The 17,856-nt window shown below is 65.8% G+C and carries 23 protein-coding genes; 8 read left to right on the top strand and 15 right to left on the bottom strand.

From position 1 onward, the window contains the following. Positions 1-51 precede the first annotated feature (51 nt). Genes VGT77_RS13540 through VGT77_RS13550 form a run of 3 tightly spaced genes read right to left on the bottom strand, consistent with a single transcriptional unit; the run spans position 52 to position 1,989 of the window. On the bottom strand, positions 52-792 hold the full coding sequence (locus tag VGT77_RS13540; RefSeq protein ID WP_327463456.1) for a thioredoxin domain-containing protein: 741 nt from the start codon (positions 790-792) through the stop codon (positions 52-54). Positions 793-805: 13 nt separating this feature from the next. Next, a complete protein-coding gene (locus VGT77_RS13545) occupies positions 806-1,471 on the bottom strand; it encodes a thioredoxin domain-containing protein (protein WP_327463458.1) in 666 nt (221 codons plus the stop codon). Further along, complete coding sequence (locus VGT77_RS13550) at positions 1,468-1,989, bottom strand: DUF721 domain-containing protein (RefSeq protein WP_327463460.1); 522 nt, start codon at positions 1,987-1,989, stop codon at positions 1,468-1,470. The genes VGT77_RS13545 and VGT77_RS13550 overlap by 4 nt, the downstream gene beginning before the upstream one ends. A gap of 36 nt (positions 1,990-2,025) precedes the next feature. On the opposite strand from VGT77_RS13550, the gene mutY reads away from it, so the two are divergent. Beyond that, a complete protein-coding gene (gene mutY, locus VGT77_RS13555; protein WP_327463462.1) occupies positions 2,026-3,090 on the top strand; it encodes an A/G-specific adenine glycosylase in 1,065 nt (354 codons plus the stop codon). Beyond that, complete coding sequence (nudC, locus tag VGT77_RS13560; RefSeq protein WP_327463464.1) at positions 3,084-3,965, top strand: NAD(+) diphosphatase; 882 nt, start codon at positions 3,084-3,086, stop codon at positions 3,963-3,965. Before mutY ends, nudC begins: the two co-directional genes overlap by 7 nt. Here the strand turns inward: nudC and VGT77_RS13565 are convergent. Further along, positions 3,962-4,846, bottom strand: coding sequence for a prephenate dehydratase (locus tag VGT77_RS13565; RefSeq protein ID WP_327463466.1), 885 nt, complete (start codon positions 4,844-4,846; stop codon positions 3,962-3,964). The two genes, nudC and VGT77_RS13565, sit on opposite strands and share 4 nt — an antisense overlap. Before the next feature lie 131 nt (positions 4,847-4,977). Here VGT77_RS13565 and VGT77_RS13570 point away from each other — a divergent pair, with 131 nt between their 5' ends. Beyond that, positions 4,978-5,670, top strand: coding sequence for a cytochrome c family protein (locus tag VGT77_RS13570; protein ID WP_327463468.1), 693 nt, complete (start codon positions 4,978-4,980; stop codon positions 5,668-5,670). A 253-nt stretch (positions 5,671-5,923) separates the two neighbouring features. On the opposite strand, the gene VGT77_RS13575 is transcribed toward VGT77_RS13570, so the two are convergent. From VGT77_RS13575 to VGT77_RS13585, 3 genes are all read right to left on the bottom strand, one after another. Continuing rightward, positions 5,924-7,213, bottom strand: coding sequence for an adenylosuccinate synthase (locus tag VGT77_RS13575; protein ID WP_327463470.1), 1,290 nt, complete (start codon positions 7,211-7,213; stop codon positions 5,924-5,926). Between the two features lie 76 nt (positions 7,214-7,289). After that, positions 7,290-7,400 carry a PEPxxWA-CTERM sorting domain-containing protein gene (locus tag VGT77_RS13580; protein WP_327463472.1) on the bottom strand — a complete coding sequence of 37 codons (111 nt, stop codon included), beginning with the start codon at positions 7,398-7,400 and terminating at the stop codon, positions 7,290-7,292. 70 nt (positions 7,401-7,470) lie between these two features. Then, positions 7,471-7,989: a hypothetical protein gene (locus VGT77_RS13585; protein ID WP_327463473.1), complete on the bottom strand. Its 519-nt coding sequence runs from the start codon at positions 7,987-7,989 to the stop codon at positions 7,471-7,473. Positions 7,990-8,112: 123 nt separating this feature from the next. Here VGT77_RS13585 and VGT77_RS13590 point away from each other — a divergent pair, with 123 nt between their 5' ends. Beyond that, positions 8,113-9,012: an alpha/beta hydrolase gene (locus VGT77_RS13590; RefSeq protein WP_327463475.1), complete on the top strand. Its 900-nt coding sequence runs from the start codon at positions 8,113-8,115 to the stop codon at positions 9,010-9,012. On the opposite strand, the gene VGT77_RS13595 is transcribed toward VGT77_RS13590, so the two are convergent. The 3 genes from VGT77_RS13595 to VGT77_RS13605 all read right to left on the bottom strand — a co-directional run bounded on the left by VGT77_RS13595 (position 9,005) and on the right by VGT77_RS13605 (position 12,942). Continuing rightward, positions 9,005-10,102 (bottom strand): ATP phosphoribosyltransferase regulatory subunit, encoded by a 1,098-nt coding sequence (locus tag VGT77_RS13595; protein WP_327463477.1) that lies wholly within the window; start codon positions 10,100-10,102, stop codon positions 9,005-9,007. The genes VGT77_RS13590 and VGT77_RS13595 overlap by 8 nt on opposite strands. Continuing rightward, on the bottom strand, positions 10,099-11,679 hold the full coding sequence (gene serA, locus VGT77_RS13600) for a phosphoglycerate dehydrogenase (protein WP_327463479.1): 1,581 nt from the start codon (positions 11,677-11,679) through the stop codon (positions 10,099-10,101). Before serA ends, VGT77_RS13595 begins: the two co-directional genes overlap by 4 nt. Before the next feature lie 78 nt (positions 11,680-11,757). Further along, positions 11,758-12,942 (bottom strand): phosphoserine transaminase, encoded by a 1,185-nt coding sequence (locus VGT77_RS13605; protein WP_327463481.1) that lies wholly within the window; start codon positions 12,940-12,942, stop codon positions 11,758-11,760. A gap of 236 nt (positions 12,943-13,178) precedes the next feature. On the opposite strand from VGT77_RS13605, the gene VGT77_RS13610 reads away from it, so the two are divergent. Further along, complete coding sequence (locus tag VGT77_RS13610) at positions 13,179-13,838, top strand: PEPxxWA-CTERM sorting domain-containing protein (RefSeq protein ID WP_327463482.1); 660 nt, start codon at positions 13,179-13,181, stop codon at positions 13,836-13,838. A gap of 55 nt (positions 13,839-13,893) precedes the next feature. On the opposite strand, the gene VGT77_RS13615 is transcribed toward VGT77_RS13610, so the two are convergent. The 5 genes from VGT77_RS13615 to VGT77_RS13635 form a co-directional block, all read right to left on the bottom strand. After that, on the bottom strand, positions 13,894-14,217 hold the full coding sequence (locus VGT77_RS13615; RefSeq protein WP_327463484.1) for a flagellar protein FlgN: 324 nt from the start codon (positions 14,215-14,217) through the stop codon (positions 13,894-13,896). Next, a complete protein-coding gene (gene flgM, locus VGT77_RS13620; protein WP_327463486.1) occupies positions 14,199-14,489 on the bottom strand; it encodes a flagellar biosynthesis anti-sigma factor FlgM in 291 nt (96 codons plus the stop codon). Before flgM ends, VGT77_RS13615 begins: the two co-directional genes overlap by 19 nt. 77 nt (positions 14,490-14,566) lie before the next feature. Beyond that, positions 14,567-15,043, bottom strand: a complete 477-nt coding sequence (locus VGT77_RS13625; protein ID WP_327463488.1) for a flagella basal body P-ring formation protein FlgA — start codon at positions 15,041-15,043, stop codon at positions 14,567-14,569. A 13-nt stretch (positions 15,044-15,056) separates the two neighbouring features. Then, positions 15,057-15,548 (bottom strand): flagellar motor protein MotB, encoded by a 492-nt coding sequence (locus tag VGT77_RS13630; RefSeq protein ID WP_327463490.1) that lies wholly within the window; start codon positions 15,546-15,548, stop codon positions 15,057-15,059. Next, entirely contained in the window at positions 15,548-16,198 is a 651-nt protein-coding gene (locus VGT77_RS13635) for a motility protein A (protein ID WP_327463492.1), read from the bottom strand. Before VGT77_RS13635 ends, VGT77_RS13630 begins: the two co-directional genes overlap by 1 nt. Positions 16,199-16,386: 188 nt before the next feature. Here VGT77_RS13635 and flgB point away from each other — a divergent pair, with 188 nt between their 5' ends. From flgB to VGT77_RS13650, 3 genes are read left to right on the top strand one after another with little or no spacing between them, the layout of a single operon-like run. Further along, the gene (flgB, locus tag VGT77_RS13640) at positions 16,387-16,737 is read left to right on the top strand and encodes a flagellar basal body rod protein FlgB (RefSeq protein ID WP_327463494.1); all 351 of its coding nucleotides are present in this window, start codon (positions 16,387-16,389) and stop codon (positions 16,735-16,737) included. After that, positions 16,737-17,144, top strand: coding sequence for a flagellar basal body rod protein FlgC (flgC, locus tag VGT77_RS13645; RefSeq protein WP_327463496.1), 408 nt, complete (start codon positions 16,737-16,739; stop codon positions 17,142-17,144). The genes flgB and flgC overlap by 1 nt, the downstream gene beginning before the upstream one ends. Continuing rightward, a complete protein-coding gene (locus VGT77_RS13650) occupies positions 17,141-17,839 on the top strand; it encodes a flagellar hook assembly protein FlgD (RefSeq protein WP_327463498.1) in 699 nt (232 codons plus the stop codon). The genes flgC and VGT77_RS13650 overlap by 4 nt, the downstream gene beginning before the upstream one ends. Positions 17,840-17,856: the final 17 nt, after the last annotated feature.

Genomic DNA, 17,856 nt, shown 5'->3' on the forward strand with positions numbered 1-17,856 from the left:
GTGTGAGACTCCTGGATTGCTTCGTCGCTCCGCTCCGCAATGACGATATGACTAAGCGCCTGCGGACTTCAGCTGCGGCTCCAGGCCCTCCCAGGTGCCGGCATTCTGCAGCATCGTACCGTTCAGCAGGAAGGTCGGCGTGCCCGGAAAGCCAGGGATCTCGTTCGCCTTGCTGGTGCCGGCGACCAGCTGATCGAGCGCGGCCTTGTCGGCAAAGCACTGGTCGAGCTTCGACTGCGGCACGCCGCGCTGCTTGGCGAACTGGTCGATGCCGAGCAGGGTGGCAAGCGCCTTGAACTGGTCGGCAGGCGGCGCGCTCTGCAGGCGCTGCAGTTCGGCTTGTGGTACTTGTTGAATCTTCGCCATGATCTGTTGCTGCTGCGCGAGCGCCTGCTCCGTCATCGCGAAATAGGTTTGCGGTCCGTTGCAGCGGGTGACCAACGTCGCGGTCATGTCGATCGGATCACGCACATAATTGCGCATCTCGAGGCTGAGCGTGCCCTTTTTCACATAGTCCTGCAGCTTGGCGTAGCCGGTCTCCGCGAACTCGGCGCAATGCGGGCAGGTGAGCGACAGATATTCGACCAGCTTCACCGGCGCGTTCGGGTTGCCCATCACCATCCCGCCTTCGGGCGTGGCGCTGACCACCTGAGTCCAGTCCTGGCCCGCCGGCGGAGTCGCGGCGGCGGCGCTGGTGCCATTGGCCGGAGCAGTCGCATTTTCGGCGCCCTTGCTGCAGCCGGCGAGCGCAAGCGCGGCGGCGCCGAGCGCGAGCAGGTGAGTTCTGGTCATCTGATGGTCTCCGTTACTTCGTCTTGAGCTGCGGCTCGAGCGCCGCCCAACTGGTGGCGTTCTTCACGCTTTCACCATTGATCAGGAAGTGCGGCGTGCCGGGAATGGACCGGGTCTGCCACGCCTCTTGCGTCATCGCCATGACCGGCCGCTGCTGCGCAGTATTGGCGAGGCACGCATTCACCTGCGCATCATTGAGGCCCACCACCGCGCCCAGGCCCGATGCCTTGGCCAGCATCCTCACTCGTTCGGGGCCGGCAGCCTTTTCCAGCGCGTCCTTATTTCCTTGAGCATAGCGCACACCCTGCCCGAACCATTGATCCTGCGTCGCGAACAGCTTTTCGTGCGCCGCGAAGAACCGCGCCGGCCCGGTGCAGCGCGCCAGCAATGTGGCGGCGAGATCGATCGGGTCGCGCACCGCGTGCCGGACTTCGACCGCCGTCGAACCGTTCGCCACATAACGGGACTTGAGCGGGGCGCTCGCCTCGTTCGAGAAGTGCGCGCAGTGATCGCAAGTATAACTCACATATTCGACCAGCCGGGTCTTGGCGGCCGGATTGCCGAGCACGAAGGCGCCCTGGGGCGTCTGAGTGACCCGCTTGGTCCAATCGGTCGCGGGCGTGGCGGCGACGAGCGCCAGCGCGGCAAGGCCGGCACCCGCAACAACAGATAATCTCACGCTTTCACTCTCCCGAGCACAGGCAGGGATTCGCTGGTGGCGATGCCGCGGGCCAGCGACTCAAGCACCGCCCGCAGCTCCGGATCCCCGACCGCGCGCAGCGATTCGCCGAGTTCGACCGGCACCGGCTTCAGCTCCGGCGCGGCGGGCTTGGGCGCGGCCTTGGCAACCACGCCCTGGCGAATTGCGACGCGCGCCACAGCCGAATAGCCGAAGAAGCGGTTCACCCGCTCCACGATCTCCGGCAGCACATGCTGCATCATCGGCGCGTGCGCGCTCGCAACCGTGAGCGTCAGCGTGCCGTCCGACCTTTTTCCTTGCGGGAAGCGGATCGATTCGGGCGCGGACACACCGGCATAACGCTGGCCGACGATCTCGCCCCAGCGGCTGACGATCGCGTGCTGGACGAAGCCGAACTTGCGGAAGGAGGCGCGCCCTGCCTCGGGCAGCAGTTCGGCGACGCTGCGCGCGCGGCCGCCGCGAGGGGCGTCGTCCTGCTTTGACTTGCGGCCGGTCATCGACAGCGCATTTGCCACGCTTCCAATGAACCGTCCATGGCGAGTAGGAGCTTGGGCGTGATCTCGCCAAACCTCCTCGCCTGGTACGACCGGCATGCTCGGGTGCTGCCGTGGCGCAGCCCGCCTGGCGCGCCGCCGCCGGAACCCTATCCAGTGTGGCTGTCCGAGGTCATGCTGCAGCAGACCACAGTCGCGGCGGTGAAGCCCTATTTCGAGACTTTCCTCGCGCGCTGGCCCACGATCGAAGCACTGGCGGCCGCAGAGGACGCCGAAGTGATGAGCGCCTGGGCCGGGCTCGGCTATTATAGCCGCGCGCGGAACCTGCTCGCCTGCGCCCGGACTGTCGTGCGGGAGCATGGGCGCTTTCCGGGCACTGCGGCGGAGCTTCGCAAGCTGCCCGGCATCGGAGACTATACCGCAGCCGCCATTGCCTCGATCGCATTCGGCGAGCAGGCCATAGTAGTCGACGGCAATGTCGAGCGGGTGATCGCACGCTTGTTCGCGATCGACACGCCCCTGCCCGCCGCCAAGCCGCTGATCCGCGCGCGCGCCGCTGAACTGACGCCGGCGGATCGGCCGGGCGATCATGCCCAGGCGATGATGGACCTGGGCGCGACCATCTGCACACCCCGGCGGCCTGCCTGCGCCATTTGTCCCGTCCGCAGCTATTGCGCTGCGCTGGTGCAGGGACGGCAGGAGGAACTGCCGGTGAAGGCGTTGAAAAAGACGAGGCCGCATCGCCACGGCTTCGTCTTCTGGATCGAGGCGGACGACCAGGTGCTGCTGGTGACCCGCCCGCCCAAGGGCCTGCTCGGCGGCATGCGCGCCCTGCCGACCAGCCGCTGGGACAGCGCCCCGAGCCTGTCGGACTCGCCGGTCCCAGCTGAATGGTCGGTGCTGGCCGAGCCGGTGCGCCATGTCTTCACCCACTTCTCGCTCGACCTCCACATCGCAGTCGCGAAGGCCTCGCGCAGCAATGCGATCGAAGGCGAATGGTGGCCGATCTCGCACCTGCCCCAAGCGGGCCTGCCGACCGTGTTTGACAAGGCGGCGCGGCGCGTCATGGAGCACCGGATGACCTTGAACGCCGCCGCATGCTGAGGCCCGGACTTACAGGCTCGCCCCTCGACCGGGCCGACACGCTCCGTAACGATCCCGAGGCGCTTGGCGCGGCGATGAGCGACTGGCGCTCGCGCCTGCTGCGGCTCGACGGCATCGACCCGGTGCTGTCGGATACCGGCGAGTTGAGCTGGGGGAGCCTTGCCGAAGCGCCGGAAACGGCGGAGTTGCTCCTCCTGGGGCTGCTCGATGGCCGCGCCCACTTCGCCGCCTTGGACTATTCGATGCCCGAAGCGGCGGCGCGATCGATGGCGATCTTCCGCTCGCTCGAGCTGCTGCCGCCCGAGGAAGCTTCGACCTATGCGGCCGCGCGGAGCCTGATCGACTGGCACCTGCGCCATCGCTTCTGCGCACGCTGCGGAAGTGGCGACACCACGATCCATCGGGCCGGCTGGGGCCGCAAATGCAGCCATTGCGCCACCGAGCATTTTCCCCGCGTCGACCCGGTCGTGATCATGCTGGCCGAACATGACAGGCGCGTGCTGGTCGGAAGGCAGCCGCGCTATCCCAAAGGCCGCTATTCGGCGCTGGCCGGTTTCCTCGAGCCGGGCGAGTCGGTGGAGGAAGCAGTCGCGCGCGAACTCTGGGAGGAAGCAGGCCTCAAGGTCCGCGACGTGCGCTACATCGTCAGTCAGCCCTGGCCCTTCCCGTCATCGCTGATGATGGCCTGCATGGCATATACCGACGATCCAGAGCTCACCATCGACACGACGGAGCTGGACGATGCCTTCTGGGTGGACCACCACGGGGTTGCTGCGTCCATGGCGGGCGAGCTCGGTGCGCCTTTCCTGCCGCCGCCCCCCTATGCGATCGCCCACACGCTGTTCAGCTGGTGGCTTGAGAACACAGGGGCCTAGCCGCGTTTGCGCGCCTGACGATAGGTTCCCAAGATACGGACCGAACGCGCCTGGAAGCGTAGCTCTTCCAGCGCGCGATCCACCGCAGGATCGCCTGGCGCTCCCTCGATGTCGGTGAAGAACTCCGTCGCGGCAAAGCTCGCGCCGCGCTGGTAGCTTTCCAACTTCGTCATGTTGATGCCGTTGGTCGCGAAGCAGCCCAGTGCCTTGTAGAGCGCGGCGGGGATATTGTTCACCTCGAAGATGAAAGTGGTCATCACTGGTCCGTCGGCCGGACGTCGCTCCTCGCGCGCCAGGATGAGGAAACGCGTGGTATTGTGCGCTTCGTCGGCGATCTCATTCTCGATCACGTCGAGACCATAGATGTCGGCGGCAAAGGCGGGAGCGATCGCGGCGATGCTCCAGTCCTTCATTTCCTCGACCGCCGCGACCGCCGCCGCCGTGTCGGCATAGTCGATAGGACGAATGCCGCGCGCCCGCAGCCACTTACGGCTCTGGCCGAGCGCCTGGGGATGGCTCATTACCTCGCGAATTTGGTGACCTGCCTTGCCGATCAGCGCAGGGACGATCGGCAGAAAGTGCTCGCCGACGATCGCCAGGCCCGATTCCGGCAGCAGGAAATGAATGTCGGCGACGCGCCCATGCACCGAATTCTCGATCGGGATTATGGCATGCCCCGCTTTTCCTTCCTTCACCGCTTCCAGCGCGTCCTCGAAGCTGAAGCAGGGCAGCGGCAATGCGTCCGGGAAATGCTCGCCAAGCGCGCGGTGCGAGTTGGCGCCAGGAGCGCCTTGGAACGCGACGGCGCGATCCGGATCGGCTTCGGCGGCAGCCCACATCTGTGCGACGATCCGCCGCGCTGGTTCGGGGTAGTTTTCCATCTTGAGGAGCGCGGTTAGGGGCTTTCGCGCTGCAAGCAAAGCCGCGGCGCTTGCGAGGCGCGCAGCCTCTTTCTAAAGGAGGCCGCAAATTTCCTGAGCGCGGCCCGTCCGGGCCTTCATGAGGACTTGGAATGAACGACCGCAACAACACGATCGCGGGCTGGGTTTTGGGCGCGGGCATCGTGGCGCTGGGGGCAGGCATCCTGACCAGCGAAATGTTTCATACCGAGCGTCCGGAAAAAATGGGTTATCCGATCGAGGGTGTCGCCGAGGAAGGCGGTGGCGGAGAGGCGGAACAGCCGATCGAGGCGCTGCTCGCCACCGCAGATCCGGCCAAGGGTGCTACTACTTTCGCCAAGTGCGCCGCCTGCCACACCATTACAAAAGGCGGCGCCAATGGCGTCGGGCCCAATCTGTGGGGAACCCTCGGCAAGCCGCACGGCCATGTGGCGGGCTTCGCCTATTCAAGCGCTCTCAAGAGCAAGCCCGGCAACTGGGATTGGGCGGGTATGAGCGAGTGGCTGAAGAGCCCGCGCAAATATGCCGAAGGCACCAAGATGACCTTTGCCGGTATTTCGAATGCGAAGGACCGGGCCGACCTGATTGCCTATCTGAACCAGCAGGCCGACAGCCCGTTGCCGCTGCCTGCGGCGCCCGCAGCAGGACAGCTGCCGGGTGATGCGCCGGGCGGCCCCGCCGCCAAGTCCGCGGATGTCGGCGCCTCACCGGTGGACACGCCGGCTCAAGGTGCGGTGACTGCTGATCCGGCGGCCAAGCGCCAGTTCGAAACCAAGAGCGACATGCCAGCGGTCGAGAAGAAGTGACCGCCTAGAGCCGTGATCATCTTAGCTTGATGCTTCTGACGGCGTCGGCCCGGACTTGATCCGGGCCTTGGCTTCTTCAGCGACAAGCCGCACGGCCGCCCTCCACAAGAGCAGCCTAGCCCCGCGTCAAGCCCAAGGCGACGAAGAGTGTGCTTCTGCTTAAACTGCTTTAGTCAGCGTCATTGCGGGCGCAACGAACCAATCCAGCTGTCCTGACTGGATTGCTTCATCGCTCCATTGCTTGAAATGACGATCAATCCGCGAAGGGATCGCGGACCAGGATCGTGTCGTCCCGCTCGGGGCTGGTCGAAACCAGGGCCACCGGGCAGCGGATCAGTTCTTCGATGCGCCGGATGTACTTGATCGCCTGGGCCGGCAGTTGCGCCCAGCTGCGCGCGCCTGCCGTCGACTCGCTCCAGCCTTCGATCTCTTCGTAGATCGGCTCGACCGCGGCCTGCTCCGCCGCGTGCGCCGGGAAGTGATCGAGCGTGCTGCCGCCGAGCCGATAACCGGTGCAGATCCGGATCGTGTCGAGACCGTCCAGCACGTCCAGCTTCGTCAGCGCCGCGCCGGTCACGCCCGACACTGCGACCGATTGGCGCACCAGCACCGCATCGAACCAGCCGCAGCGGCGCTTGCGTCCAGTCACCGTGCCGAACTCCCGTCCGCGCTCGCCCAGCCGCTGGCCGATCTCGTCGTCCAGCTCGGTCGGGAACGGTCCTGAGCCGACCCGCGTGGTGTAGGCCTTGACGATACCAAGCACGAAACCGACCGCGCCCGGCCCCAATCCCGAGCCCCCTGCCGCAGTCCCCGCAATCGTGTTGGACGAGGTGACGAACGGGTAAGTGCCGTGATCGACGTCGAGCAGAGTCCCTTGTGCGCCTTCGAACAGGATGCGGCGGCCCCGTGCGCGCGCTTCGTTCAAGTCCAGCCAGACCGGTTTGGCGAACTGCAAGACGAAAGCAGCGATCTCGCGCAACTCCGTGACCAGCCGCTCGCGGTCGATCGGCGGCTCGCCGAAACCGGCGCGCAAGGCATCATGATGCGCGGTAAGGCGATCGAGCTGCGGCCCGAGATCGTCCAGATGCGCCAGGTCGCAAACGCGTAACGCCCTACGGCCGACCTTGTCTTCATAAGCGGGGCCGATACCGCGCCGGGTCGTGCCGATCTTGCCGGCGCCGCTCGCGTCCTCGCGCAGCGCGTCGAGGTCGCGGTGAAATGGCAAGATCAGCGCGCAGTTGTCGGCAATCGAGAGCGTGCGGGGGGTCACTTCGACACCCTGCGCCTGGAGCTTCTCGACCTCGGCCTTGAGTGCCCAGGGATCAAGCACCACGCCATTGCCAATCACGGAGGGAGTACCGCGCACGATGCCCGAGGGAAGCAGCGACAGCTTGTAAACCTGATCGCCGATGACGAGCGTGTGGCCGGCATTGTGGCCGCCCTGGAAGCGCACGACCATGTCCGCGCGCTCGGCCAGCCAATCGACAATCTTGCCTTTGCCCTCGTCGCCCCATTGGGCGCCGATCACCGTAACGTTGGCCAAACTGCCCTCCTTGGAAGCGGGCACGGCCTAGTCGGCAAGCGAGGCGAGGTCCAGCGGAGCCTCGCCCCAGAGGTGATCAGCAGGCCAAAGCGACTCTCCGGCGGGCACGGGCTGCGGCGCCAGCCAGGCCGAAGCCGGCGATCATCAGCGCCCAGCTGCCCGGCTCCGGCACTGCATTGCCCGCCACGAGGATCGACGCCGAGCGAACATCGGCACCGAGCCAGTAAAGGTGCGAAAAGCTGCCGTCGCTCTGCTTCTCATAATGGTGGAAGCCGGCAATGCCCGACGTGTTCTGATTGACGAACGGATCGGAGAAGACGTGGCTGTTCGCGACCTGCGAGTTGAGGCCTAGGGAAGCAGCCCCAATATTTCTGATTGCCGACGCCACCATCGAAAGAGACTGACCAACCGCCGAAGGTCGCGTTCCCGGTACGGCCGACCGTGTTGTTGTAGAGGTCGCCCGGCACGTTCTGACCCGCGTCGGTGACGCCGTTGATGGTCAGCGACCAGCGACGGATCGGGCTGATGCTGTAGCCGATGCCGGCGACCACGCTGGTACCCGGGATGACCGTCAAAGTGCCGATGCTCGTATCGAATGTCAGATCATAGACATAGTCGAGCGGCGTAGTGAGCGGCCCGTGCACATCGGGTACGCCGAACGGATCCTGCTGGTAGTGAACATAATTGATCTTGCCAGCGAAGCGGACAGTGATCTCTTCGGCGGAGGCCGGCATGGCCGCCCCGGCCAGCAAGGCAGCTGCAAGCAGAACGCGCATAGATGTAACTTCCCCCTGTTTCCCCAAGGGAAGCTACACAGCTGCGGCTGAGCCGGACTAAGGACGAATTCGACACTTTCATCTATGTGCCAATCTGCAACACCAGCTTGGGCCAGTGCTTCGATGCGGAGTGATAACGTGATCGCCATGGCAATCGCGGCCCTGCTGCTCTCCGCCGTCACGCCGGCCATCCACGCGCAGAGCGGCCGCCACGTCCTTGTAGCGGGACCGGTGGTGGCGCGTACGCTCACTTACGGCAAGGAACCTCGTCAGGCAGCGACGCTCTTCACACGCGAAGGAGCTCGCCGAGCGCCGCTGATTGTCTATCTGCACGGCGGTGGCTGGAGCGCGGGGTCACCGCGAGACGGATCGAGAGGGGCCCAGACCGGGCATTGGACGAGGAACGGCTATGCCTATGCGACGGTCGGCTATCGTTACGTGCCGGCGGCGACGGCGGAAGATCAGCTGCGCGACGTGGCGCAGGCCATCGCATTGCTGCGCCGGCAGGCAGGAGTGGACGGCAGCCGGATCGCGCTGATCGGCCATAGCTCCGGCGGAACAATGGCAGCGCAGCTGGGCACCGACCCGAACTGGCTGGAGAAAGCGGGCGTGCCATTCACGGCGTTGAAGGGGGTGGTGCTGCTTGACCCGTCGGTGCTCGACATTCCGCCCGTCATGGCGCAGCTCGGCGCTCCGATCGTCGAACGATATTTGCGGCCGGCATTCGGCGACGATCCGGTCCGTCAATCGGAACTGTCCCCGGTCAAGCATGTCGAGCCGCCTAACGCGCCCGCTTGGGCGATCGTCGCGGACGCCAACAATGGCTTTGCCTCCGCTCAGGGAAGCGATTTCGCTGCAGGCCTGATCGGCGCGGGTGCCTCAGCCAAAGTGATCCCGATCGCCGGCACCACTCATATGCGCATCAATAACGAGATCGGACAGCGCGACGATCGCGCCACCGCCGAGATCGATGCGTTCTTCGCCGGCATCTTCCCGGAGGTTCGACGCCCCCGCTTCAGGTAAGCGGCGCCGCACTCCCTCCCTGGAGCACATGGCTGCACCCATCGGCACGGCATTGCTCGTCAAGCGCGGCGACCGTGATCCAGCCTTCGCGCCTTAGCCGCGCAGCTGCGGCCGGGTCGTGGCCAAGTGGCAGAAAGACGCGTCGCGCTCCGCCTTCCGCTTCGATCAGGTCGAGCAGCGGGTCGGGGTAGATGGAGAAGCCGACCGCCGGCTCCTCAAGCCCGTCTTCATGCAGGATTGTGTAGCTGCCGCCCCGACCGACTTCGCCTGGCAGCCCTTCGGCGAACAGCGAAAAGCCGAGCCAGCTCTGATATTCGAACCCATGCCGCTCGGCCGGATCCAGGGTGACCATGGCAGTGCCATCGAGCCGGCGGGCAATCTGCTCGAACGCATCGAGACGGGGCGCGAGGCTTGGCTCGAAGCTCCGCAGACGCTGCACGGCTTCGGAAAACGGACCGGCCGCCGCGATCAGCGGCAGATAGGCTTCCGCACCAATGGCGGCGAGCCCCCCCGCATCCTTGGCGTCAAGAAGCGCGCGCACCTGCGAAGCCCGGGCAGGCTCAAGCTCGAACGGACCTGCGGCGAGCGTGTCCACCAGGTCCGGCATGGTCAGATCGACAGTGATGCCGCGGGCGCCGGCCGCCTGCAGCGCTTCCACCGCCAACGCCACGATCTCAGCCGCGGCCTCCGCACTGTCACGGCCGATCAGCTCGGCGCCGATCTGGGTCATTTCACGCTCCGGCCGCAGCTGCGATGCGCGCAGCTTCACCACTGGGCCGCCATAGGAAAGCCGCAACGGCCGAGGCCGGGCGGCTAGTCTTGTCGCGGCAATCCGACCGACCTGTGTCGTGATGTCGGGTCGCAGCGCCAAGGTCCGCTGCGATAAAGGGTCCACGACGCGAAGCAAGTCGCGCGCCGTCCCCGCTTTCAGCCGCCCGACCAGCGACTCCTCATATTCGGCGAGCGGCGGCGCCACCCGCTCATAGCCGTGGGCGCGAATGGCATCGAGCGCCGCCCGCAGCATCGCCGCCGCCGCATCCGCTTGCGGCGGCAGCCGGTCGCGCAAGCCTTCGGGCAGGAGGGCCGTCACGGGAACAGCAGCGGCTTGACTCGCTTTACGCCTGGCAGGCGGCACAGCGTGTCGAGGACCGGCTCCGGCACGGGCGTGTCGACCGAGAGCAGCAGCACCGCCTCGCCGCCGGCGGCGCGGCGGCCGAGATGGAAGGTGCCGATGTTGACGCCGGCATCGCCGAGCGCGGTGCCGATCCGGCCGATGAAACCAGGCGAATCCTCGTTCACGACGTAGAGCATCGGCCCGGCGAGGTCGGCTTCGACCTTGATTCCGAACAGCTCGACCAACCGCGGGTTCTGATCACCGAACAAGGTGCCGGCGACCGAACGCTCGCCGTCCGAAGTGGCGACGGAGACGCGGAGCAGGGTATGGTAATCGCCTTCGCGGTCATGGCGGACTTCGCGCACGTCGAGGCCGCGTTCCTTCGCCATGAAGGGAGCGTTCACCATGTTCACCGTGTCCGAATAGACGCGCATCAGGCCGGCCAGCACGGCGCCGGTGATCGGCTTCTGGTTCAGTTCCGCGGCGGCGCCCTCCACCTCGATATCAATCGAGGTCAGACCGCCATGGGCGAGCTGCCCAACAAGCGAACCGAGCTTTTCCGCCAGTGCCATGTACGGCCGCAGCCGCGGGGCGTCCTCTGCCGAGACGCTCGGCATGTTGAGTGCATTGGTGACGGCGCCGGTCAGCAGATAATCGGCCATCTGTTCCGCGACCTGAATGGCGACATTAACCTGCGCTTCGCTGGTCGACGCGCCCAAGTGCGGGGTGGAAATGAAGCCGGGCGTGCCGAACAGCGGCGACTCCTTGGCAGGTTCCTCGACGAACACGTCCAGCGCCGCGCCGGCGACATGGCCGCTATCGAGCGCCTCCTTCAGCGCTGCCTCGTCGATCAAGCCTCCGCGGGCGCAGTTGACGATGCGCACGCCCTTTTTCGTCTTGGCGAGGTTCTGGCGGCTAAGGATGTTCCGGGTCTGGTCGGTCAGCGGCGTGTGCAAAGTTATGAAATCGGCGCGGGCGAGCAGTTCGTCCAGCGTCACCTTCTCGACGCCCAAATCGCGCGCGCGCTCGGCCGAGAGGAAGGGATCGAAAGCGACCACCTTCATCTTGAGGCCAATGGCGCGATCGGCGACGATCGAGCCGATATTGCCCGCGCCGATCAGGCCCAAGGTCTTGCCGGACACCTCGACGCCCATGAAGCGGTTCTTTTCCCATTTGCCGGCTTGGGTGGAGCGGTCGGCTTCCGGAATGTCGCGGGCGAGCGCGAACATGAGCGCGATTGCGTGCTCGGCCGTCGTGATCGAGTTGCCGAAGGGCGTGTTCATGACGACCACGCCCTTTGCCGATGCGGCGGGGATGTCGACATTGTCGACACCGATACCCGCGCGCCCGACCACCTTGAGATTGGTCGCGGCATTCAGAATATCGCGCCCAACCTTGGTCGCGGAGCGGATGGCGAGACCGTCATAGTCGCCGATGATCGCGGTCAGCTCGTCTTTGGTGAGGCCAGGCTTTTCATCGACCTCGACGCCGCGCTCACGGAAGATGGCGGCGGCGCGCGGGTCCATTTTGTCGGAGATGAGGACTTTGGGCATGGGATGTTCCAGCTTGGATGTGCTCCGGCAAAGGCCGGAGCGGTGTGTCACAGGGCTCCGGCCTTCGCCGGAGCACGGTCATGCGCGGATCGAATGCCACGCCCAGTCGAGCCACGGGCCGAGCTTGGCGATATCGTCGGCATCGACCGTCGCTCCGCACCAGATGCGCAGGCCGGCGGGCGCGTCGCGGTGGCCGGCGATGTCATAGGCGACATCCTCCGCCTCGAGCACCGACGCCAGCTTCTTGACCAGCGAGAGCCGGCCGGCCTCGTCCATGCCCTCGACAACGCTGTCAGCGAATTTCAGGCAGACGCTGGTGTTCGACCGGATCGCCGGGTCGGCGACCAGATGATCGAGCCAGGGCAGCTGTTGGACAACGCTGTCCAGCGCAGCGGCATTGGCTTGGGAGCGGGCGATCAGCCCGGCCAACCCGCCGACATCCTTCGCCCATTCCAGCGAGAAGATATAATCCTCGATGACCAGCATGGACGGCGTGTTGATCGTTTCGCCTTGGAAAATGCCTTCGATCAGCTTGCCGCCTTTGGTCATGCGGAAGATCTTCGGCAGCGGCCAGGCGGGCGTATAGCTTTCCAGCCGCTCGACGGCGCGCGGGCTGAGGATCAGAACGCCGTGCGCCGCTTCCCCGCCGAGCACCTTCTGGAAGCTGAAAGTGGTCACGTCGAGCTTGTCGAACGGCAGCGGCATGGCGAAAGCTGCGCTGGTCGCATCCGCGAAGGTCAGTCCCTCACGGTCTGCAGGAATCCACGCGCCGTCAGGCACGCGCACGCCGGATGTCGTGCCGTTCCAGGTGAAGATGACGTCATGGCTGAAGTCGACCGCGGCGAGGTCTGGCAGCGCACCATAAGGGGCCTTCAGCACCGTCGGATCGAGTTTCAGCTGCTTGACCGCGTCGGTGACCCAACCTTCACCGAAGCTTTCCCAAGCGAGCAGGGTCACCGGACGCGTGCCCAGCATCGACCACATCGCCATCTCGACGGCGCCGGTATCGGACGCGGGCACGATGCCGATCCGATGCGTGTCGGGCACCTGCAGCACTTCGCGGGTGAGATCGATCGCATGCTGGAGCCGGCTCTTGCCGAGCTTGGACCGGTGCGACCGGCCAAGCGAGCCGTGCGGCAGGCGCTCGAGCGCCCAGCCGGGTGGCTTGGCGCAGGGTCCGGATGAGAAATAAGGGCGTGCCGGCTTGTCGGCGGGACGGTCCAGGCGCAGGTCGGCCGTGGGGTCGGCAATCAGTCCAGTCATGTATCTCTCCTCGCAGAGAGCGCGCGCCGCGTTGGGACGGCGTGGCCCGCGGCCGCCCTGACGAAGAATCCTCAGGATGTCAAACTGCGGACATCAGGCAGCTAAAGAGGAACGGGGACTAAGATGACGAGTTTGTCCTAGGTCGGTTCTCAGAAGAATGGTAAAGAAAGAGTTAACGACAAGAGAATCGGTACGCAGTCGTTCCAAAGTTTCACTTCGAACAAGGGGTTCAAGACATGCAACCAATCTCATTCGCTGCTGCCGCAGTCGCCATTGGCGTCGGCATTGCCGCGCCTGCGCAAGCAGATATCGTTCAGGTCGACGCCAGCGCGATTCAGGGCAAGAACATCCTGTTCAACGCGGGTACGCAGAACGCCACAACGGTTGTCGGCCTCACCAACAGTACGCCGCAGTTCAGCGTCGACATCACGAGCGGTGGTGCGATCCTGCGCGCCAGCGGTGGTCAGGCGAGTGTCTCGGGCGCGTTGAACGGTGCAACGAAGAACCCGAACGACACAATCAATCTGACACAGTTTCAACTGGAGCTGACGCAGGACGGCCTGACGTTTCAGGACGTCGAGTTTCGTCTGTTCGGCGGTGATGCGACCGAAGCTGACTTCACTTTGATCGACGACGCCGGCACTGTTTTCACCTTCAACGACCAGGCGATCACCGGCGACGGCCGGTTTGGCTTCCAGGCGATCAATGGTCAGACGATCGCTCGCGTGTCTTTCACAGTTAACGGCACGGGCATTCAGGAAGTTCGGCAGATCCGGGTCGGGCCGGCTATCGCCGCAATCCCGGAACCAGCGACATGGGCGATGATGCTCGGCGGCTTCGGCCTGCTCGGTGCCGCGATGCGACGTCGCGACCGAATGGCGATCACCTACTCCTGAACCGAAGGTTCGGGCGTATGAGAGCGGGAGTGCCGAAAGGCGCTCCCGTTTTTCTTTACGCGACCGCCCGCGCTGGCGCGTAAGCGACCGGCTTGATGCCGGTTAGCGTTTCGAGTCGCTGCTTCACGTTCGCGCTCATCAGATTGACATAGACGCGTGCGGTCTCGTTGAGGCGCGCGGCCTGCTCGACGAGCGCCCGCTCTTCGGCGGAAAGCGGATTGTCGTTACGCGCGGCAAGGGCGCCGATACTTCCCTCCTTTTCGGCCGTCGCTGCGGCCAGCGCATCGATGTCGAAGCTCTTGAGCGCGGCGAGCTCGGCCTCCAGGGAAGCAATCACCGCCTTCAGCGCATCCATCCGCGTCATTTCTTTTCGACCCATTTCATTTGCGCCGCGATCATGCGGTCGGCGATCTTAGCGGGGACGATCGGATAGCGACCTTCCTGCAGCGCCCGCTTGATCATCTGCACGCGCTCCGCATCGACGGGCGGACGGGCGGCCAGCGCCTTGGCGGTATCCCGTGCGCTGGTTTCCGCCACCGCCGCCGGCTGCGGCGCGCGAACGGCTTGCAAAGGCACGACCTTGGCCGCGTCTCGAGGTTCTGCACGGCTGCCCTGGATGTGGCCGGGCGTTACGCCGATCGGATCAATCATGCCCGCGTCCTTTCCTGGCTGGAGTGGGTTTCAGGCATAGAAACGGCCGGCTGCGCAGAACCTTTAGAAAATGTTGCTCACCACCCCGGCAGCGTTGCTTTCCCGGTCTCCAGCGCGATCGCCTGCACGGGCGCCTTGGCACCTTCGATCTTGATCTGAAGCCGGGCGCCGGCGGCGGCATCGCTCATTGCCGTACCGTCGGCCGATACGGAAAAGCCGCTCTGTCCCGCAACCAAGGTCACCGGATCGCCGCGCCGTATCACTGGTTCAGCCTTAGCTGCCGCTACCGCAGTCGCCGGCGCGCCCTTGACTCCGACGAAGATGCGCCAGCCATTATGGTCGGGGCAGCGGATCACGATCGCGTCGCGCGCTTCGCTGCGCCAGCTGAACTCCGGGCTGGAGCTGCAGCCGGAGAGGCGCAGCCGGCGGTCGATCGGCGCCGCGGGGCCGCCGGGCTCACCCAGCCGCGCGCCGGCGAAGATCTCGGCGGCGCGGTCCAGTAGCGCGAGATCGATGGCGGCAGGTGCCGCCGCGATTAGCAGAAGCGAAATCATGTTCGGCTCCATCTCAAGGATCGTAGGAAATGGTGAGGGTGACACGGCGGGGGCCGGGGATGGCCGTTGCCTCGACGCGCAGCCGATCGGCCGGCACGAGTCCGCCTAGCGAGCGCGCCACCGTGTCCGCGCGCAAGGCAGCAAGAGCGAGCGCGCTACCTTGAATTCGGTCCGAGGGCGAGCCATCGGCATAGCCGGTGACGACCAGCCGGGTGCGCGGATCGGCCAGTGCCTCGCGCGCCCAGGTCAGGATAGTAGCGGCACTGGCGGGCAGTTCGCTGCTGCCAGGCGCGAAGCCGGCCACCACGTTGGCGTCCACGGCGAGCCGCGGCTCCGGCTCACCGCCAAAGGCTTTGCGGATGCCGGCCTGGATGGCGTCCTGCTGCTTCTGCTCCTTGTGCGCGGTCGCCTGGAGGAAGACGAAGAAGCCGACCAGCAGCAGTGACAGGTCGGCGAGCGTGATCAGCCAGAGCGGACGGGCAGGGCGGTGCAGCGCAAGGCGCATCAGGCGGCGAGTCCGCGCTTCACCGGCGTTTCGCGATTGGCGAAGGCGCGGAACGGTTTCACCAGCGCGCGGCGTTCATTCTCTTCCGCGCGCGAGAGGCGGCGCAGCCGCGCACTGACTGGCGCGGCAATCAGATTGGCGAACAGCGCGCCATAGAGCGTGGCGAGAAGAGCGATCGCCATGGCGCTGCCGATCGTCGCCGGATCGTCCATCGCGCGGAACATGCCGACCAGCCCGATCAGCGTGCCGACCATGCCCATAGCCGGGGCCGTCTCGGCGGCAGCAGCCCAATAGTCCTGGACCACGGCATGCCGCTCCAGCCGCTCCTCGCGAAGCCGGTCGAGCAGCGCCTCGACCTGATCGGCGGTGGCGCCATCGGCGACCGCCTGCACCCCTTCCCGCACATCACCGTCTTTCAGCAGGTGCGAGTCGACGGCGAGCAGGCTCTTGGCAGTGGCGACCCGTTCGGCGCGGGCGAGCTGGGCACGCGCCGGGCCGAAGTCGAATGGACGCCGCACCAGCACCGGCAGCGCGCGAAAGGCATTCACCGTGTCGCGGAACGGCCCGCGTGCGGCGGACGCCAGCAAAGTGCCGCCGCCGACGATCGCCAGCGCGATGGGATCGTAGAAGAATGAGAGTGAGTCGATCATCGCTCGTTCTTCAGCAAGAGCCGGGCCAGTTGCGCGCATGCGGCAAGTGGCGGCGGGGGCGGCAAGCCGCATTGCCGGTCGGCGGCAAATCATTGCCGGTTGGATGCCGCGATCCTGCTCGCCGCCACGCCCTCGAGGCATTGGCACGCCCCTTGCACAGCCGCCTGCGGAATATCGCGAGGAGCCAAATGGCAGACGATCTGTTCGGAGTGCATGGGAAGGCGCTGGCGCTGCGGTCGCAGCGGCTGGGCCTGCTCGCATCCAACATCGCCAACGCCTCGACGCCGGGCTTCAAGGCGCGCGACATCGACTTCGCGGCGGCGCTGAGCGCGGCGGAGGCACCGGGCGCGAGCACGGCCGCGGCGATTCAAAGCGCCACCAAGTACCGCGTGCCGCTCCAGGCCTCGCTCGACGGCAATACGGTCGAGCTGAACACCGAGCAGACCAAGTTCGCCGAGAACGCGATCGCCTATCAGACGACGCTCTCTTTCCTCAACGGCCGCATCGAGACGCTCAAGCGAGCGCTGAAAGGCGAGTGATGGATAAACCGCTCACCATTTTCGACGTCGCCGGGCGCGCCATGTCGGCGCAGCTCGTGCGGATGAACACCACCGCCTCCAACCTCGCCAATGCGGGCGGGGTCGCGAGCAGCGAGGCAGAGGCCTATCGGTCGCTGAAGCCGGTCTTCAAGACCAGCTACGATCAGGCGACCGGCCTCGCCACGGTGGACGTGAAGCAGGTCGTGACGGCGGGCCCCGCCCCCACCAAGCGCCACGACCCCAACCACCCGATGGCGAACAAGGACGGCTATGTCTTTGAATCCGCAGTCGATGAAACCCGGGAGATGGTCGACATGATGGAGACCGCACGCACGTATAAAAATAATGTCGAGGTGCTGCAGACGGCGAAGAGCCTGATCCTCGACACGCTGAGGCTCGGCCGGTGAGCGGGGTCGCGTCGTTCGACGACACGCTGTCGAAGCTCGGCATCGGGCGGCAAGGCGTTGCCGGCACGCCCCGGCTGCAGACTGCCGTCGAAGCCAACATGCTCGGCCAGGAGGCCTTTCTGAAGCTCATGACCGAGCAGCTGAAGAACCAGGATCCGTTCGAGCCGGTCAAGAACGAGAATATGGTCGCTCAGATGGCGCAATTCTCAAGCGTCACCGGCATTTCGGAGATGAATAAGACGCTGAAGAGTGTCGCCGACCAGCTGGGCGGCGCCAATGCCGCGCAGGCCGTCTCCTATGTCGGACGCGCCGTGCTGGTCGAAGGCAATACGGCTTATGCGGCGGCCGACGGCTCCCTTTCTGCCGTGGCACCGCTGGAAGAAGGCGCCGACGAGCTGGTCGTCCAGATCTCGGACCAGGCCGGCAACCTGCTGCGCACGATCAACTACGGCGCCCAAGGCAAAGGCGATGTCGAGGTCAACTGGGACGGCAAGACCGATGAAGGCGGCACCGCCCCGGCCGGCCCATACAAGATCACCGCGTCCGCACTCCGAAATGGCACGCGAGTTGCTTCTCCAGTTGCCGTGTGGGCGCCGGTCACGTCGGTCAGCCTGGGTTCGGGCGGCGGCGCGCCGATGCTGAACCTGGCTGGACTTGGCCAGCAACCCCTGACTGCCGTCCGCCAGGTCGGCTGAGCTTTTCGTAGGAGTTA

Origin of the sequence: Sphingomonas sp. (assembly GCF_035944535.1) — a bacterium.
Taxonomy (GTDB): domain Bacteria; phylum Pseudomonadota; class Alphaproteobacteria; order Sphingomonadales; family Sphingomonadaceae; genus Sphingomonas_B.

Excerpts from the sequence above, each read along its gene's own strand:
- VGT77_RS13540 (WP_327463456.1), bottom strand. The coding sequence starts at position 792 with ATGACCAGAACTCACCTGCTCGCGCTCGGCGCCGCCGCGCTTGCGCTC.
- VGT77_RS13590 (WP_327463475.1), top strand. The coding sequence starts at position 8,113 with ATGCGGAGTGATAACGTGATCGCCATGGCAATCGCGGCCCTGCTGCTC.
- flgM (WP_327463486.1), bottom strand. The coding sequence starts at position 14,489 with ATGATTGATCCGATCGGCGTAACGCCCGGCCACATCCAGGGCAGCCGT.
- flgB (WP_327463494.1), top strand. The coding sequence starts at position 16,387 with ATGGCAGACGATCTGTTCGGAGTGCATGGGAAGGCGCTGGCGCTGCGG.
- VGT77_RS13615 (WP_327463484.1), bottom strand. The coding sequence starts at position 14,217 with ATGGGTCGAAAAGAAATGACGCGGATGGATGCGCTGAAGGCGGTGATT.
- VGT77_RS13570 (WP_327463468.1), top strand. The coding sequence starts at position 4,978 with ATGAACGACCGCAACAACACGATCGCGGGCTGGGTTTTGGGCGCGGGC.
- serA (WP_327463479.1), bottom strand. The coding sequence starts at position 11,679 with ATGCCCAAAGTCCTCATCTCCGACAAAATGGACCCGCGCGCCGCCGCC.
- VGT77_RS13585 (WP_327463473.1), bottom strand. The coding sequence starts at position 7,989 with ATGCGCGTTCTGCTTGCAGCTGCCTTGCTGGCCGGGGCGGCCATGCCG.
- VGT77_RS13550 (WP_327463460.1), bottom strand. The coding sequence starts at position 1,989 with ATGACCGGCCGCAAGTCAAAGCAGGACGACGCCCCTCGCGGCGGCCGC.
- VGT77_RS13565 (WP_327463466.1), bottom strand. The coding sequence starts at position 4,846 with ATGGAAAACTACCCCGAACCAGCGCGGCGGATCGTCGCACAGATGTGG.
- VGT77_RS13630 (WP_327463490.1), bottom strand. The coding sequence starts at position 15,548 with ATGCGCCTTGCGCTGCACCGCCCTGCCCGTCCGCTCTGGCTGATCACG.
- VGT77_RS13610 (WP_327463482.1), top strand. The coding sequence starts at position 13,179 with ATGCAACCAATCTCATTCGCTGCTGCCGCAGTCGCCATTGGCGTCGGC.
- flgC (WP_327463496.1), top strand. The coding sequence starts at position 16,737 with ATGGATAAACCGCTCACCATTTTCGACGTCGCCGGGCGCGCCATGTCG.
- mutY (WP_327463462.1), top strand. The coding sequence starts at position 2,026 with ATGGCGAGTAGGAGCTTGGGCGTGATCTCGCCAAACCTCCTCGCCTGG.
- VGT77_RS13625 (WP_327463488.1), bottom strand. The coding sequence starts at position 15,043 with ATGATTTCGCTTCTGCTAATCGCGGCGGCACCTGCCGCCATCGATCTC.
- VGT77_RS13635 (WP_327463492.1), bottom strand. The coding sequence starts at position 16,198 with ATGATCGACTCACTCTCATTCTTCTACGATCCCATCGCGCTGGCGATC.
- VGT77_RS13605 (WP_327463481.1), bottom strand. The coding sequence starts at position 12,942 with ATGACTGGACTGATTGCCGACCCCACGGCCGACCTGCGCCTGGACCGT.
- nudC (WP_327463464.1), top strand. The coding sequence starts at position 3,084 with ATGCTGAGGCCCGGACTTACAGGCTCGCCCCTCGACCGGGCCGACACG.